The organism is Stutzerimonas stutzeri (genome assembly GCF_024448985.1).
GTDB classification, from domain to species: Bacteria; Pseudomonadota; Gammaproteobacteria; order Pseudomonadales; family Pseudomonadaceae; genus Stutzerimonas; species Stutzerimonas stutzeri_AP.
The window spans coordinates 36,663-51,411 of sequence record NZ_JAMOII010000008.1 but is presented as its reverse complement, the minus strand read 5'-3'; the positions used below and the strand labels follow the sequence as shown (position 1 = coordinate 51,411).

13 protein-coding genes are annotated in these 14,749 nt (G+C 59.0%); 11 read left to right on the top strand and 2 right to left on the bottom strand.

The window, feature by feature from the left end; genetic code table 11:
• The first annotated feature begins 36 nt into the window (after window positions 1-36).
• From dinG to pdxH, 4 genes are all read left to right on the top strand, one after another.
• A complete protein-coding gene (dinG, locus tag NA647_RS11285) occupies window positions 37-2,181 on the top strand; it encodes an ATP-dependent DNA helicase DinG (protein WP_181102700.1) in 2,145 nt (714 codons plus the stop codon).
• Between the two features lie 140 nt (window positions 2,182-2,321).
• A complete protein-coding gene (locus NA647_RS11280; RefSeq protein WP_256057773.1) occupies window positions 2,322-3,470 on the top strand; it encodes a serine hydrolase domain-containing protein in 1,149 nt (382 codons plus the stop codon).
• Between the two features lie 136 nt (window positions 3,471-3,606).
• Window positions 3,607-4,236: an OmpA family protein gene (locus NA647_RS11275; RefSeq protein ID WP_256047871.1), complete on the top strand. Its 630-nt coding sequence runs from the start codon at window positions 3,607-3,609 to the stop codon at window positions 4,234-4,236.
• Between the two features lie 105 nt (window positions 4,237-4,341).
• The gene (pdxH, locus tag NA647_RS11270; RefSeq protein ID WP_256057772.1) at window positions 4,342-4,989 is read left to right on the top strand and encodes a pyridoxamine 5'-phosphate oxidase; all 648 of its coding nucleotides are present in this window, start codon (window positions 4,342-4,344) and stop codon (window positions 4,987-4,989) included.
• Between the two features lie 68 nt (window positions 4,990-5,057).
• On the opposite strand, the gene NA647_RS11265 is transcribed toward pdxH, so the two are convergent.
• Window positions 5,058-5,294 carry a hypothetical protein gene (locus tag NA647_RS11265; protein WP_256057771.1) on the bottom strand — a complete coding sequence of 79 codons (237 nt, stop codon included), beginning with the start codon at window positions 5,292-5,294 and terminating at the stop codon, window positions 5,058-5,060.
• Window positions 5,295-5,474: 180 nt separating this feature from the next.
• On the opposite strand from NA647_RS11265, the gene NA647_RS11260 reads away from it, so the two are divergent.
• From NA647_RS11260 to NA647_RS11230, 7 genes are all read left to right on the top strand, one after another.
• Window positions 5,475-5,936 carry a glycine zipper domain-containing protein gene (locus NA647_RS11260; RefSeq protein ID WP_131648232.1) on the top strand — a complete coding sequence of 154 codons (462 nt, stop codon included), beginning with the start codon at window positions 5,475-5,477 and terminating at the stop codon, window positions 5,934-5,936.
• 287 nt (window positions 5,937-6,223) lie between these two features.
• Window positions 6,224-9,016 (top strand): monovalent cation/H+ antiporter subunit A, encoded by a 2,793-nt coding sequence (locus NA647_RS11255; RefSeq protein ID WP_256057769.1) that lies wholly within the window; start codon window positions 6,224-6,226, stop codon window positions 9,014-9,016.
• Complete coding sequence (locus tag NA647_RS11250) at window positions 9,016-9,345, top strand: Na+/H+ antiporter subunit C (protein ID WP_256047867.1); 330 nt, start codon at window positions 9,016-9,018, stop codon at window positions 9,343-9,345. The genes NA647_RS11255 and NA647_RS11250 overlap by 1 nt, the downstream gene beginning before the upstream one ends.
• Window positions 9,342-10,844 carry a monovalent cation/H+ antiporter subunit D gene (locus tag NA647_RS11245; RefSeq protein WP_256057768.1) on the top strand — a complete coding sequence of 501 codons (1,503 nt, stop codon included), beginning with the start codon at window positions 9,342-9,344 and terminating at the stop codon, window positions 10,842-10,844. The genes NA647_RS11250 and NA647_RS11245 overlap by 4 nt, the downstream gene beginning before the upstream one ends.
• Window positions 10,841-11,335, top strand: a complete 495-nt coding sequence (locus NA647_RS11240; protein WP_256057767.1) for a Na+/H+ antiporter subunit E — start codon at window positions 10,841-10,843, stop codon at window positions 11,333-11,335. Before NA647_RS11245 ends, NA647_RS11240 begins: the two co-directional genes overlap by 4 nt.
• Window positions 11,329-11,598 carry a K+/H+ antiporter subunit F gene (locus NA647_RS11235; protein WP_256057766.1) on the top strand — a complete coding sequence of 90 codons (270 nt, stop codon included), beginning with the start codon at window positions 11,329-11,331 and terminating at the stop codon, window positions 11,596-11,598. Before NA647_RS11240 ends, NA647_RS11235 begins: the two co-directional genes overlap by 7 nt.
• A 10-nt stretch (window positions 11,599-11,608) precedes the next feature.
• Window positions 11,609-11,938 (top strand): Na+/H+ antiporter subunit G, encoded by a 330-nt coding sequence (locus NA647_RS11230; protein ID WP_256057765.1) that lies wholly within the window; start codon window positions 11,609-11,611, stop codon window positions 11,936-11,938.
• Window positions 11,939-12,022: 84 nt separating this feature from the next.
• Here the strand turns inward: NA647_RS11230 and NA647_RS11225 are convergent, their stop codons facing one another.
• The gene (locus tag NA647_RS11225) at window positions 12,023-14,725 is read right to left on the bottom strand and encodes a [protein-PII] uridylyltransferase (RefSeq protein ID WP_256057764.1); all 2,703 of its coding nucleotides are present in this window, start codon (window positions 14,723-14,725) and stop codon (window positions 12,023-12,025) included.
• Window positions 14,726-14,749: the final 24 nt, after the last annotated feature.

Here is a 14,749-nt window from a genome sequence, read left to right as displayed (position 1 = left end):
TCCGGAATACTGAAAATATATACAGCCCACGCGCCCATGCTCAGCACCGAACTCAAGTCCCAGATCCAGGGCGCCTACTCGCGATTCCTCGAAGCCAAAGGCCTCAAGCCCCGCTACGGCCAGCGCCTGATGATTGCCGAAGTGGCGAAGGTTCTGGGCGCGATCAAGGTTGATGACGAGGGTCGCCGGGACGGTGAGCCTGCGGTCGTCGCGGTCGAGGCTGGAACGGGTACCGGCAAGACGGTTGCCTACAGTCTGGCGACCATTCCGACGGCGAAGGCAGCGGGCAAGCGTCTGGTGATCGCGACCGCTACCGTCGCGTTGCAGGAGCAAATCGTAAACAAGGATCTACCGGACCTGCTGCGCAACAGTGGTTTGAATTTCTCCTTCGCGCTCGCCAAGGGGCGAGGCCGTTATCTGTGTTTATCCAAGCTCGACGTCCTGCTTCAGGAAGGCCAGGCGCAGAGCGCTACCGCTCAGCTCTTCGAGGAAGAAGGCTTTCGCATCGACGTGGATGAGCGCAGCGAGAAGCTATTCGGCAGCATGATCGAGAAGCTGGCCGGCAATCGCTGGGACGGTGATCGCGACAGCTGGCCGGAAGAGCTGGCCGATCCGGACTGGGCGCGCTTGACCACAGACCACAGCCAGTGCACCGGTCGTCACTGCCCCAATTTCCAGCAGTGCGCGTTCTACAAGGCGCGGGAAGGCATGACCAAGGTCGACGTCATCGTTACTAACCACGACATGGTGCTCGCCGACTTGGCGCTGGGTGGCGGTGCGGTGCTGCCGGACCCGCGTGACACGCTTTATGTCTTCGATGAAGGTCATCATCTGCCAGACAAGGCCATCGGCCATTTCGCACACTTTACCCGTCTGCGCTCCACCGCCGACTGGCTCGCGCAGATCGAAAAGAACCTGACCAAATTGCTTGCCCAGCATCCGCTACCGGGTGATCTGGGTCGGTTGATCGAGGCGGTGCCAGAGATCGCCCGAGACCTGCGCAGTCAGCAGCAATTCATGTTCAGCGCCTGCGAGCAGTTGGCAGATTTCAAGGCAGGCGAGGACATGGAAGGGCGCGAACGGCCAAGACACCGTTTTGTCGGCGGCGTGGTGCCCGAGCACCTGATCGAACTGGGCATTGAGCTGAAAAAAGGCTTCGCCAAGCTCAACGATCTGTTCACGCGATTGACCGAGCTGCTGAAGGAAGCGATGGATGGCGAGGCGGGTGTCGGCATCGCCAGCCATCAGGCCGAAGAGTGGTACCCGTTGTTCGGCAGCCTGTTGACCCGCGCTCAGGGCAACTGGGAGCTATGGACGGCCTTTACCGTCGACGACCCGGAAGACAGCCCGCCAATGGCACGTTGGCTGACCCTGGCTGAAGGCGGCGCGCTATTCGATATCGAGGTCAACGCCAGCCCGATTCTGGCCGCCGAGACGCTGCGGCGTAATCTGTGGAACGTCTGCTACGGCGCGCTGGTGACCTCGGCAACCCTCACTGCACTGAACAGTTTCGATCGATACCGCATGCGTGCCGGGCTGCCGCGATGCGCAGTGACTGCGGTGGTGCCGAGCCCGTTTCATCATGCCGATGCCGGCGTGCTGCGCGTTCCCAACCTCAATGCCGACCCTCGTGACGCGACCGCGCATACGGCCGCGATCGTACGTGACCTTCCGGCGCAGGTGGAGGCCTCGCGCGGGACGTTGGTGTTGTTCTCGTCACGCAAGCAGATGCAGGACGTATTCGACGGACTGGACCGTGACTGGCGCCGTCGGGTACTGATCCAGGGGAATTTGTCCAAGCAGGAAACGCTGAACAAGCACAAGGCGCGTGTGGATGACGGTGAGAAAAGCGTGCTGTTCGGGCTGGCAAGCTTTGCCGAAGGCGTCGATCTGCCGGGTGCCTATTGCGAGCACGTGGTGATCGCCAAGATCCCGTTTGCGGTTCCCGATGATCCTGTAGAAGCTGCGCTTGCCGAATGGATCGAGGCGCGGGGCGGCAATCCCTTCATGGAGATCGCCGTGCCCGATGCGTCATTACGCCTGGTCCAGGCCTGTGGCCGATTGCTGCGAACCGAAGAGGACCGCGGCACGATTACTTTGCTTGACCGTCGTGTCGTCACTCAACGCTACGGCAAGGCCATCCTCAATGCGTTGCCCCCGTTTCGAAGAGAAATCAGTTAACGCCTTTCGCGGCGATCCGGTACGCCTCATGGGGACTTATTCAAACGGCTGATGGTTCGGTAATCGACGTCGAGTCTGTTTTCTTGCGTCGGCGCGGCTGGGACAATGCGCCGGATACTTAATAACCAAGGGGCGCGAACGTGCAGGTTCAAGGATATTTCGATCTTCGTTTCGAGGCCGTCAAAGACGCGTTCAGCGATCTGTTCGAGCAGACCCAGCAGCGCGGAGCGGCGGTCTGCGTGAAGGTTAGCGGCGAAACCGTTGTCGATCTCTGGGCCGGCGTAGCCGACAATGCCGGTGAGCAAGCCTGGCAAAGCGACACCCTGGTCAATCTTTTTTCGTGCACTAAGACCTTTACTGCGGTCGCCGCCCTACAACTGGTAGGCGAAGGCAAGCTGCAGCTGGACGAACCTGTCGCAGGTGTCTGGCCGGAGTTCGCCGCCAATGGCAAGCAGGCCATTACCTTGCGGCAGCTGCTTAGCCATCAAGCCGGGCTGTCTGCTATCCGACAGCCGTTGCCCCCAGAGGCGTTGTACGACTGGGACGCGATGATCACCGCTTTGGCGGCCGAGAGCCCATGGTGGACGCCAGGTGACGGTCATGGATATGCCGCGATTACCTACGGCTGGCTGCTCGGCGAGCTGATCCGCCGCGCCGACGGCCGTGAGCCGGGCGAAGCGATCGTCGCGCGTACTGCCCGACCTTTGAAGCTGGATTTTCATCTAGGGCTGGCCGACGCCGAATTCGACCGTGTCGGTTACTTGACCAGGCAGAAGAACAATTTCGGCGATGCGGCAGCTCAGCGCATGCTCAAGGCGTTGACGGGTGATCCGCAGTCGCTCACCGCCCGCGCGTTCACCAACCCGCCATCGATCATGAACAGTGCCAACAAGCCGGAGTGGCGCCGAATGGTTCAGCCCGCCGCTAACGGACACGGCAATGCTCGGGCGCTGGCCGGCTTTTATGACGGATTGCTGCGAGGTGAGCTGCTCGATTATGAGTTGTTGACCGAGATGACCCGTGAGCATTGTCTCGGTGAAGACCGTACGCTGCTGAGTCGTACTCGTTTCGGCTTGGGTTGCTGGCTGGATCAGCCGGATGTGGAGAACGCAAGGTTCGGTGCGGGGCCCGGCGCCTTTGGCCATCCGGGTGCGGGTGGCTGCATCGGTTTCGCCGACCCGCAACGCGACTTGGCGTTCGGCTATGTCACCAATACGCTAGGTCCCTATGTCTTGATGGACCCACGTGCGCAGACTCTGGCTCGTACCGTGAACGCTTGCTTGAGTTGAACCGCTCGTCTGTTCGCTATTGCAGAGCTTTTCATAACAATGACCTGCGTCCACAATTTAAGACAAATCCTTGCTTAAGCTACGCCTAGATTCACACGCAACCTGTTTCGCCAACCCACCTCACGGAACCTGGCTCATGAACTTGCCGAAAAGCGCCTTCTTCATTCTCTGCATGGTCATTGGTGGCTGTAGCTCCAACAGCGAGAAACCAAAAGAGACGGTCGTTGTGCCGGAGACTGTTATCGATCATGCCTGGCTGGACGGCTACGAGCCGCGGCTACGCGATGCATTGAAGGATAGTCGCTTCGAGCTCGAGCGGCGTGAGGGTGTGCTGGTGGTCACTGCGCCGGTCGATGCATCGTTCAATCCTGACCGCCCTGGCATGTTGCTGCCTGTGACACTTGGCCCGCTCAGCCGCGTGGCGAAACTGGTCGAAGGTGACGAGAAAACCGCCGTTATCGTGCTTGGTCATGCCGACAGCACTGGATCGCTGGAAATCAATCGCGACATCAGCCGCCAGCGTGCCGGTGCCGTTGCGGCGATCTTTCGTCTCAGCGGCTTGAAGCACGACCGTCTGCGCATTCGAGGGCTGGGCTCGGATATGCCGCGCGCGTCCAACGAGAACGAGGAAGGCCGTGCTCTGAATCGTCGAGTCGAAATGGTGCTGGCACCTCAGCCGACATTGCTGTCGTTGGTTGCCCAGTACAGTGAGGCGCCCACCAAAGAGACCCAGGTTGCGGTTGCCGAGGTGACCAAGGCCAAATAACCAAGCCGCTAAGCGAATTCCTGTTTGGCCTTGTTGTGTTGAATCAAGCGGGACCCAATAGCAAATCGATAAACTATTGGCTTCGACTGTTTCCAGGATTCCGAGATGACCCAGACCTTGGCCGACATGCGACGCGACTACACGCGCGAAGGGCTCAGCGAAGCGAACGCGCCGGACGAGCCTTTTGCACTCTTTCGCCAGTGGTTCGCTGACGCGGTGCAGACGGAGCAGTTGCCAGTCGAGCCGAACGCTATGACGCTGGCTACGGTCGATGCCGAAGGTCGCCCGCATTGCCGTGTGCTCTTGCTCAAGGCGTTGGATGATCAAGGCTTTACCTTCTTTACCAACTACGAAAGTGCCAAGGCCGAGCAGCTGGCGGCTCGTCCGTTTGCTGCAATGACGTTCTTCTGGCCTAGCCTGGAACGTCAGGTGCGAATCGAGGGGCGGGTCGAGAAAGTCAGTGCTGCCGAGTCGGACGCCTATTACCAGGTGCGGCCGCTGGGGAGCCGCTTGGGGGCCTGGGCTTCACCGCAAAGCCGAGCGATTCGTGATCGGGCCGAGCTCGAGCGGCTGCTCGCCGAGACCGAGCAACGTTTTCTCGATCAGGCGCCTCATTGTCCTCCTCATTGGGGAGGTTACCGTTTGCTGCCGGAGCGGATGGAATTCTGGCAGGGGCGCCCCAGCCGTCTGCATGATCGTCTCAACTATCGGTGCGTCTCCAATAACTGGAAGCGTGAGCGTCTGGCGCCCTGAGCGCTGTTACATTCGGAGCATGACTGCGTCCACATGGCGGAGGCCGGTATAACCGGCTCCACCATGAGTCATTCGGCGTCGTAGCGCCCCATTTCTCGCTCCAGCCAAACCTGCAAATCCTTCCTTCTCACGCCAGCGTCCTTCGCTGCCGCGAGTCGCTGCAACGCCCACTCTCGAGTTTTCGGATCGCTTCCCGCCAGGGACAGCGCCAGGTCCCGGTCCGCCCAGCGCCTGAAGCGCACAAACAGCCAGGCATGAAAAACCAGTCCGGCGAGCGTGACAACGGTGATGATGAAGTAGTCCATTGGTAGTCCTGTGAAATAGCTTGAACAGCAGCTTACATGCGGGGCGGGATCGCCTCGGGTAAAGTAAGGTCTTAGTTCAGGAATGCTGAGCAAGGTCGAGACCGCTGCCAAGTGTCTGTTCGTCACAGGCATCTGGGCGATGCGGTCGGGAATGCCAACCCGTTTCGAGGAGAGTACTTCATGCGCAACTCCATCTTTGTTGCTTCGTTTACCGCCATAGCGCTAACCATCGGCGGTTGTACATCGAACCTCACCGGGGATTCTTATTCCCGCGACGAAGCACGAACGGTTCAGACCGTCCGTTACGGAACCATTGAATCACTGCGCCCGGTCAAGCTCGAGGGCACCAAGACGCCAATCGGCAGCGGTGCTGGCGCCGTGGTGGGCGGTATAGCCGGCAGTGGCGTCGGCGGTGGCCGTGGCAGTGCGGTTGCGGCGGTGATCGGCGCGGTGGCTGGCGGCATGCTTGGCGCCGCGGCGGAGGAGGGCATCACCCGTGCACAAGGGGTTGAAATCACAGTGCGGGAGGACGATGGAAACATGCGCGCCTATGTGCAGGAAGTTGAGCCCAACCAAGTCTTTCGCGTCGGTCAGCGCGTACGCATCATGACGGTCAATGGTACGAGTCGTATCGCACCTTGAAGTAGGCAAATCTGCTGTGGCTGAACGATCACTGTCGCCGCGCACCGTGATTTTGCTATAAGCATGCCGGCCTGAAGTTATGCGCGTCGCGTGCGCTTTTACGCCCAGGCTGAGCAGCGTCTGGCTCGGTGTTGGGCTGGGCCTTTTGTTTTTCGAAATACTTGAGTCCATGACGTTGCTTCGACCGGTATGGATAATCGGCCCACACCGCCATGTCTCTTCGGGCTTAGATCCGTGACAGGGAACATAACTGCCGCGCGCATGCGCGGCTTAAGGGGTTTTTGCTCATGGCGCTTGCGCTGATAATCGCTCTGCCATTTTTAGGGATTTGCCTACCGCTACTGTTCGAACGTTTTGGTAGATCCGCCTGTGCGTTCGGTGCTGGGTTGGCTCCGTTGGCGGCTCTGGTTCTTCTGTTATCCAAACGTGCCGCTGTCTTTGGTGGCGAAATAGACGTACAGATGATGCCCTGGCTGCCAGAACTCGGGTTGAACCTGAGCCTGAGGCTCGACGGACTCGGCTTCTTGTTTGCGTTGCTGATTCTAGGCATTGGTCTGCTGGTCATCCTTTATGCGCGTTATTACCTATCCAAGCATGAGCCGATGGGGCGCTTTTATGGATTTTTCCTGCTTTTCATGGGTGCGATGCTCGGCGTGGTGCTGGCTGAAAACCTGCTGCTGATGCTGATGTTCTGGGAGCTGACCAGCCTCTCGTCGTTTCTCCTGATCGGCTTCTGGAATCATCGGACCGAAGCCCGTCAGGGCGCGCGTATGGCGTTGGCGGTGACTGGCGGGGGCGGGTTGGCGCTGCTGGCTGGCATTCTGCTGATCGGTCATATTGTCGGTAGCTATGAGCTGACCACCGTATTGGCGTCGGGCGACCTGATTCGGGCGCACTCACTATATCCGCTGACGCTGATCCTGGTGCTGCTTGGGGTTTTCACCAAATCCGCACAGTTTCCGTTTCACTTCTGGTTACCGCAGGCAATGGCGGCACCGACACCGGTTTCGGCCTTTCTGCATTCGGCAACCATGGTCAAGGCTGGTGTGTTTCTGCTGGCGCGGCTTTATCCAGCACTTTCGGATTCGGAGTGGTGGTTCTATCTGGTCAGCTTGACCGGGCTGGCAACACTGTTGATCGGCGCGGTCATGGCGCTGTTCCAGCACGACCTCAAAGGCTTGTTGGCTTACTCGACCATCAGCCACCTTGGGTTGATCACTTTGCTGTTCGGGCTTGATTCGCGGCTGGGTGCGGTGGCGGCAATCTTCCACATCATCAACCACGCCACCTTCAAGGCGTCGCTGTTCATGGCTGCCGGCATCATCGACCATGAAACCGGGACCCGCGACATGCGGCGCATCAACGGCATGCTGAAATACATGCCGCACACGGCGGCGCTGGCGATGATCGCCTCGCTGGCCATGGCCGGGGTGCCCTTGCTCAATGGATTCCTCAGCAAGGAAATGTTTTTCGCCGAAACCCTCGATCAGCATCTGCTGGGCAGCTTCTATTGGACGATTCCGGCACTGGCGACCCTGGCAAGTGCTTTTTCGGTGGCTTATTCGCTGCGCTTCGTGCATGACGTTTTCTTCAATGGCGAGCCGATCGATCTGCCCAAGTATCCTCCACACGAACCGGCTCGCTACATGAAGATTCCGGTGGAGATTCTGGTACTGCTCTGCCTACTGGTTGGAATGTTGCCGGCCTACACCGTAGCGCCGCTACTGGCGGCTGCGGTTGCCGGAAGCCTGAATGGCCCGGTCCCCGAATACAGTCTGTCGATCTGGCACGGTTTCAACCTGCCGCTGCTGATGAGCTTTGTCGCGCTGGCGGGGGGGTTGCTCATTTATTCGCTGCGCAAGTGGGCGTTCCGCTGGTACGAGGGGCTTCCTCGAGTGGATTCGCTGCAGGTCTTCACGCGCGTGATCAGCGATCTTGCCGGGAGCGCGCGCTGGTTAACCGAGCGCTTGGAAACTGGCTCATTGCAACGCTATCTGATGCTGGTTCTACTTAGTTCCCTGTTGCTAGTGGTGTACGCCCTGACGCCATTGAAAGCGTTGAGCGGTCCGGTTGCGCTCACTCCGCCGGACACAATCACTGTTTTTGGGATGCTGGTCCTCTGCCTGGCGTCGCTGCTGACGGTATTTTTCCACCGCCGGCGTCTGGTGGCGTTGATGGTGCTGAGCGTCGTCGGCCTGATGGTAGCGCTGGCGTTCGCCCGCTACTCGGCACCCGACCTGGCGCTGACACAGCTTTCGGTCGAAGTGGTGACCATTATCTTGTTGATCCTGGCGCTGTTCTTCATGCCTGACCGCACGCCCACAGAGTCGAGCAGCCTGCGCAGCTTCCGTGATCTGGTTCTGGCCGGCAGCTTCGGCACCATGATCGCCTTGCTCGCTTATGCAGTGCTGACGCGTCCTTACGACAGCATTGCATCGTTCTTCCTAGAAAACAGCGTTTCCGGCGGCGGTGGAACCAACGTGGTCAATGTCATTCTGGTCGACTTCCGGGGCTTCGATACCTTTGGCGAGATAGCGGTACTGGCCATCGCTGCGGTGGGCATCTATGGGTTGCTCTATGGGTTGCATCTGCCTCATCCGCTTCGGGATTACCATGGACGTTTATGGAGTACCGATAGTCATCCGATGGTTCTGGATACGCTGTCACGTACGCTGCTCCCGATGGCCTTGCTGATTTCTGTTTTCATCTTCCTGCGTGGCCACAACCTGCCGGGTGGAGGCTTCATTGCCGGCCTGATCACCGCGGTCGCACTGATCCTGCAATACATTTCACACGGTGTTACCTGGGCACAGCAGCGGCAACCGTTCAGCTACCACGGTATCGCGGGACTGGGGGTTCTGATCGCCGGGCTGACCGGGCTGGGTAGTTGGTTGTTCGGACGGCCGTTCCTGACCTCGGCTTTCGGTCATTTCCATCTTCCGTTGATTGGTGAGTTCGAGCTGGCTACGGCCATGCTGTTCGACCTGGGCGTTTATCTGACGGTGGTAGGCGCGACTTTGTTGATTTTGTCCAACATCGGCCATGTCAGTCAGGATCAATCGTGCAAGGAGGTGCTCTGATGGAAGCTGTACTGGCGATAACGCTGGGAATCATGATGGCAAGTGGGGTGTACCTGCTGCTTCGCGCGCGAATATTTCCCGTGGTGATGGGGCTGACGCTAATTTCTTACGCGGTGAACCTGTTCATTTTCTCCATGGGTAGGCTTGCCACGGGCGTGCCGGCCGTAATAGGCAGAAGCGCCGAGTACGGTGATCCGCTTCCGCAGGCTCTGGTGCTAACCGCCATTGTCATCGGCTTCGCCATGACCGCATTCATTGTGGTGCTGTCACTGCGCGGCCTGGGTGAGTTGCGCACCGACCATGTGGATGGCAGGGAGCCGCGCGAATGAATCATGCGTTGATCCTCCCGATCTTGCTTCCGCTGTTCGTCGGTAGTTTGTTGCTGCTGACCCATAAGCAGGCGTTGCCCTTCAAACGTCTGGTGTCATTGTTGGCGACTTGGCTGCTGGTGCCGCTGGCCCTATGGCTGCTGCTACAGGCAAACACTGGCACTCTGTTCGTTTACCAACTGGGAGATTGGCTGCCGCCGTTCGGCATCATATTGCTGCTCGACCGCCTGAGTGCGTTGATGTTGTTGGTAACTGCGGTACTTGCCGGCTTCGTGGCGCTTTATGCGTCGCGTGGGGACGACGAGAAAGGGCCGAACTTCCATGCGCTGTTTCAGTTTCAATTGGCCGGGATCAACGGTGCGTTTCTGACCGGGGATCTGTTCAACCTGTTCGTGTTCTTTGAAATCCTGCTGATTTCATCCTATGCGTTGTTGCTGCACGGCAACGGTGCCAAGCGCGTACAAGCTGGCATCCACTATGTGGTGCTGAATCTGCTGGGTTCTGCGCTGTTCCTGGTGGGCGTAAGCATGCTTTATGGGCTCACCGGGACGCTGAACATGGCCGACCTGGCCATCCGAGTTGGGGCAGCTGACCCTGCCGATGCGCCGCTTCTAGCGGCGGCGGGTTATCTGCTGCTGGTGGTGTTCGCCCTCAAGGGCGCAATCCTGCCGCTGTACTTTTGGCTTCCGCGTGCTTATGCCTCAGCGACGGCACCGGTTGCGGCGCTGTTTGCGATCATGACCAAGCTCGGTCTCTATGCGATCGTCCGAGTGTTTACGCTCATCTACGGCAGCGAGGCGGGCACCTTGAGCAACATGGTGCTCGATTGGCTGTGGCCATTATCAATGCTCACGCTCGCCGCCGGCGTGCTGGGCGCTCTGGCTGCGCGCAACCTGCAGATTCTCCTGTCTTATCTGGTTGTGGTTTCGGTGGGTACGCTGCTGGCAGGTGTTGCGCTGGGCACTGAACAAGGGATGAGCGCTGCGCTTTACTACCTGCTGCACAGCACATTGGTGACAGGCGGCCTGTTCTTGCTGGCGGATGTGATTGCTCGTCAGCGGGGCGAGATGGCGTCGGATTTGGCTTCGGCACCAGCATTGAGACAACCTCTCACGCTGGGAGCACTATTTTTTGCCGGCGCGATTTCGGTCGCGGGCTTGCCTCCGTTTTCCGGGTTCTTAGGCAAGGTGATGCTGTTGCAGGCGGTGTCACCCGGTAGCGGTGCCTCTTTGCTCTGGTCTGTGGTGCTGATCGGTGGGTTGGGTATGGTGATAGCGCTGAGCCGCGCTGGAAGCCTGGTGTTCTGGAGATCGAGCGAGGCGGCAGTGGTGGCGGTGCCTGCCGACTCGCTGCGCATGCTGGCAACCTTTGGGTTGCTGTTGGGCAGTGTGCTGCTGGTCGTTGCCGCGCAGCCGATCCAGGCTTACGTCCAGGCCACGGCTGCACAGCTGTTCGATCTTGGTCCTTATCTGCAGATTATTCAGGGAGCTGGTGCATGAAGAAGTCCCGCCTGTTGCCGAACCCTGCTTTGACATTATTGCTGACGGCGCTATGGCTCTTGCTCAACAACACCCTGGGGGCCGGTCATATCTTGCTGGGTCTGTTCCTCGGTTGGGCGATTCCGCTGTTGGTCTCAGGTTTTCTGATCGAAGTGCCGCCTGTGCGCAAACCGCTCAAGCTGTGCCTGTTCATGCTGAAAGTGTTCTATGACATCGTCGTGGCCAACATGCATGTGGCGAAGCTGGTGCTTGGACCACAGGAGAAGCTGCAGCCCGCATTCATCGAGGTACCGATGGTGATCGAGAATGAGTTCGTGCTGGCAATGCTGACCAGCATCATCTCGTTGACTCCCGGCACGGTGTCAGCCGGCCTTAGTGAGGACCATAAGGTGTTGATTCTGCATGCGCTGGACGCACCCGATATCGAGGCGCTGGTCGCTGAGGTGAAGAGCAGCTACGAGGCGCCGCTGCTGGAGATTTTCGAATGCTAGCCTATGTGATTCCGTTCTGTATGGGCCTGTTGGGTGTGGCGGCATTGCTCAATGTCATTCGTTTGGTCAAGGGGCCAGAAATGCCTGATCGGGTATTGGCGCTGGATACGCTGTACATAAACGGCCTGGCGCTGATCGTGCTGTTCGGTATCTGGCTGGCTTCCGATCTGTTTTTCGAAGCCGCGCTGCTGATTGCGGTGATGGGGTTCGTCAGTACCGTCGCGGTGGGCAAGCATTTGCTGCATGGCGACATCATCGATTGAGGGAGAGCACATGCCGTTCTGGATTGAGTTGCTGGTCAGCGCCTGCCTGATCATCGGAAGTATCTTTGCATTGATCGGTGCGATAGGCCTGTATCGTCTACCCGATTTCTATACGCGCCTGCATGGGCCGACCAAGGCCACGACGCTCGGCGTTGGCGGCATTGTCATCGCCTCGATGATTTTCTTCAGCAGCATGAACGACGGCCTGAGCCTGCATGAGTTGCTGATCACCATGTTTCTCTTCATCACCGCTCCGGTCAGCGCGCACATACTGGCGAAGGCTGCCATGCAGCAGAAGCTGAGCTGCACCGAGCGAACCCGTGGCAAGCCTTGGGACTGACGGCGCTATGCATTGAGCCCGGCCTCTGCGTAGGGTCTCGCTCTTTGCCGCGTGCTTGCTGCCGTCATTTCCCCAAGCGGCACGTTAGATGACGATGCTGCTTGGAGAGGGCTGGTGCTCATTTTCCTGGGACAGCTGCTTGATCATCGCCTGTTGTAGCTGAACGCAAAGTTTCAGATCCGATAGTGGTTGATTGTCTGCGTTGGTGACGAAGAAAACGTCCTCGACGCGCTCGCCGAGCGTGGCGATCTTGGCGTTTTGCACGGACAGATCGAAGTCTTGGAACAGCTGGCCGATACGTGCCAGCAGGCCCGGGCGGTCGGGCGCAATCACTTCGATAATAGTCTGCGGGCGTTGCATATCGTTATGGATGGTGACCTGCGGAGGAAATGCGAAATGCTTCAGCTGGCGAGGTACGCGCTTCTTGATGATCGTCAGGTAATCGTCCGGATTGCGCAGCGCATCGATCAGGCCTTGGCGGATTTCTTCGGTGCGCTTCGGATCGTTGCCGATAGGTGTGCCGTCGGCATCCAGCACGATGTAGGTGTCCAGGGTGAACTGGCTGCTTGAGGTGATGATGCGGGCGTCGTGAATGTTCAGATTTAACTGATCCATAGCCGCTACGGTCACCGCGAAGAAGTCGTGTTGATCCGGTGCGTAAATGAAAATGTGCGTGCCGCCTTCGAACTCGCGCTGGGTGGTTTCCTTGATTAAAACCAGCGGGCCGCCGTCGCTTGGGTGCTCGATGATGGCTTCGGTATGCCAGGCGACATCAGTGGAGCTGTGGCGCATGAAGTAATCGTCGCCCAGCTGCGACCACAGCTGTTCTGCGTCGTCGGGATCGGTGCCGTTGCGCACCAGGTTATCGAGCGCGGCGCGCTGGGTCTGGCGAATCTGCTCCTCGCGACCTAGTGGGTTTTCTAGGCCACGTTTGAGGGCTCGTTTGGTTTCGGTATATAGCTGGCGCAGCAGGCTGGCGCGCCACGAATTCCAGAGGGTTGGGTTGGTTGCGTTGATGTCCGCCACCGTCAGCACGTAGAGGTAATCGAGGTGGGTCTCATCGCCGACCAGCTGGGCGAAATCGTTGATGACCTGAGGATCCGATAGGTCCTTGCGCTGAGCGGTGGTGGACATGACCAGATGGTTTTCTACCAGCCAGACCACCAAGCGTGTATCCCAGGCGGGAAGCTTGTGGCGCTCACAGAATACCTGGGCGTCCACTGCGCCAAGTTCCGAATGGTCGCCGCCGCGGCCTTTGGCAATGTCGTGATAAAGCCCTGCGATGTAGATGAGTTCAGGCTTGGGCAGGCGCTCGACCAGCTTGCTGGCCAGCGGGTATTTTTCCGCCACGCCGGGCTTGCTGAGCTTGCGCAGGTATTTGATAACGTTGAGCGTGTGGGCATCGACTGTGTAGATATGGAACAGGTCATGTTGCATCTGTCCGACGATATGGCCGAACTCGGGCAGATAACGCCCCAGGATGCCGTAGCGGTTCATTCGACGCAGGTTGCGGTGGATGCCTTCCTTGCACTTGAATAGCTCGACGAACAGGCTGGTGTTGCGAATGTCGCTGCGGAAATCATCGTCGATGAGGTGGCGATGGTCACGTAACAGACGAATGGTTTCTGCCCGAACGCCTTGAATTTCAGGGTGCTGCGCCAGCAGTACGAAGATTTCGAGAATCGCAAAGGGCCTGCGTTGAAACACCGAGTCGTCAGTTACTTCAAGATAACCGTCGCGTACTAGAAAGCGGCTATTGAGCGGTACGGCATCACCGCTGTCGCCTTCCCAAAGAATAACTTCCGCAAAGTGCTGTCCCACCAGATCGCTGAGCTCGGAGATGCTCATGACGACACGGTAGTACTTCTGCATGAAGCGTTCGATCGCCAGCTTGGCGTCGCTGTCCTTATAGCCGAGGAGGGCGGCGAGGCTGCGCTGATGGTCGAATAGCAGGCGATCCTCCGCGCGTCCAGCCAGCATGTGCAGCCCGTAACGGACTCGCCAGATGAACTCCTGGCCTGAAACCAGCAAGGCGAATTCACCTTCGGTCAAGAACCCCTGGTCGACGATCGCATTCAGGTTCAGGCTGCCGAACTGCCGGCGTGCGATCCACAGGATCGTCTGAATGTCGCGCAACCCGCCGGGTGAGCCTTTGACGTTCGGCTCCAGGTTGTATTCGGTGTTGTTGTACTTGGAGTGGCGTGCCGCCTGCTCGTTACGCTTGGCGAGAAAGAATTCCTTGCTCGGCCACATTTCCGATGGGTTGGTGACCTTCAGCATGTTTTGCCGTAGGTGCTCGGGGCCAGCGATGGTACGGCTTTCCATGAGATTGGTTATGACCGTCAGGTCCGCACGCGCCTCTTCGGCGCACTCCCGGACCGAACGCACGCTCTGGCCGACCTCGAGTCCGATGTCCCAGAGCAGGGTCAGAAGGCCTTCGATGGAGACGCGAAATTTCTCGTGGCTGTTGTCTTCGAGCAGGATCAGCAAATCGATATCGGAATAAGGATGTAGCTCGCCGCGGCCATAGCCGCCAACGGCAACCAGTGCGATTTCGGCATCGCTGCTCCAGTCGAAGCGGCCCCAGGCGGCCCTGAGGATCTGATCTACGAACCATGCTCGGTCTTCGATCAGGCGGCGGATATCACGGCCAGCCAGGAAGCGCGCGTCGAGCACTTCCCGCGCATTGCGAATGGCCTTTTTGAAGGCGGCGATGGGGCTGGCCTTGAGCGCCAATTCTGCTTGGAACTGGCTGCGGTCGAATAACTCTGGATCAACCTGAGGCATGTCGCCGCCCTCCGTCAAACATCA

Excerpts from the sequence above, each read along its gene's own strand:
- NA647_RS11240 (WP_256057767.1), top strand. The coding sequence starts at position 10,841 with ATGAAGAAGTCCCGCCTGTTGCCGAACCCTGCTTTGACATTATTGCTG.
- NA647_RS11230 (WP_256057765.1), top strand. The coding sequence starts at position 11,609 with ATGCCGTTCTGGATTGAGTTGCTGGTCAGCGCCTGCCTGATCATCGGA.
- NA647_RS11245 (WP_256057768.1), top strand. The coding sequence starts at position 9,342 with ATGAATCATGCGTTGATCCTCCCGATCTTGCTTCCGCTGTTCGTCGGT.
- NA647_RS11255 (WP_256057769.1), top strand. The coding sequence starts at position 6,224 with ATGGCGCTTGCGCTGATAATCGCTCTGCCATTTTTAGGGATTTGCCTA.
- NA647_RS11275 (WP_256047871.1), top strand. The coding sequence starts at position 3,607 with ATGAACTTGCCGAAAAGCGCCTTCTTCATTCTCTGCATGGTCATTGGT.
- dinG (WP_181102700.1), top strand. The coding sequence starts at position 37 with ATGCTCAGCACCGAACTCAAGTCCCAGATCCAGGGCGCCTACTCGCGA.
- NA647_RS11235 (WP_256057766.1), top strand. The coding sequence starts at position 11,329 with ATGCTAGCCTATGTGATTCCGTTCTGTATGGGCCTGTTGGGTGTGGCG.
- NA647_RS11265 (WP_256057771.1), bottom strand. The coding sequence starts at position 5,294 with ATGGACTACTTCATCATCACCGTTGTCACGCTCGCCGGACTGGTTTTT.
- NA647_RS11250 (WP_256047867.1), top strand. The coding sequence starts at position 9,016 with ATGGAAGCTGTACTGGCGATAACGCTGGGAATCATGATGGCAAGTGGG.
- NA647_RS11260 (WP_131648232.1), top strand. The coding sequence starts at position 5,475 with ATGCGCAACTCCATCTTTGTTGCTTCGTTTACCGCCATAGCGCTAACC.
- NA647_RS11225 (WP_256057764.1), bottom strand. The coding sequence starts at position 14,725 with ATGCCTCAGGTTGATCCAGAGTTATTCGACCGCAGCCAGTTCCAAGCA.
- pdxH (WP_256057772.1), top strand. The coding sequence starts at position 4,342 with ATGACCCAGACCTTGGCCGACATGCGACGCGACTACACGCGCGAAGGG.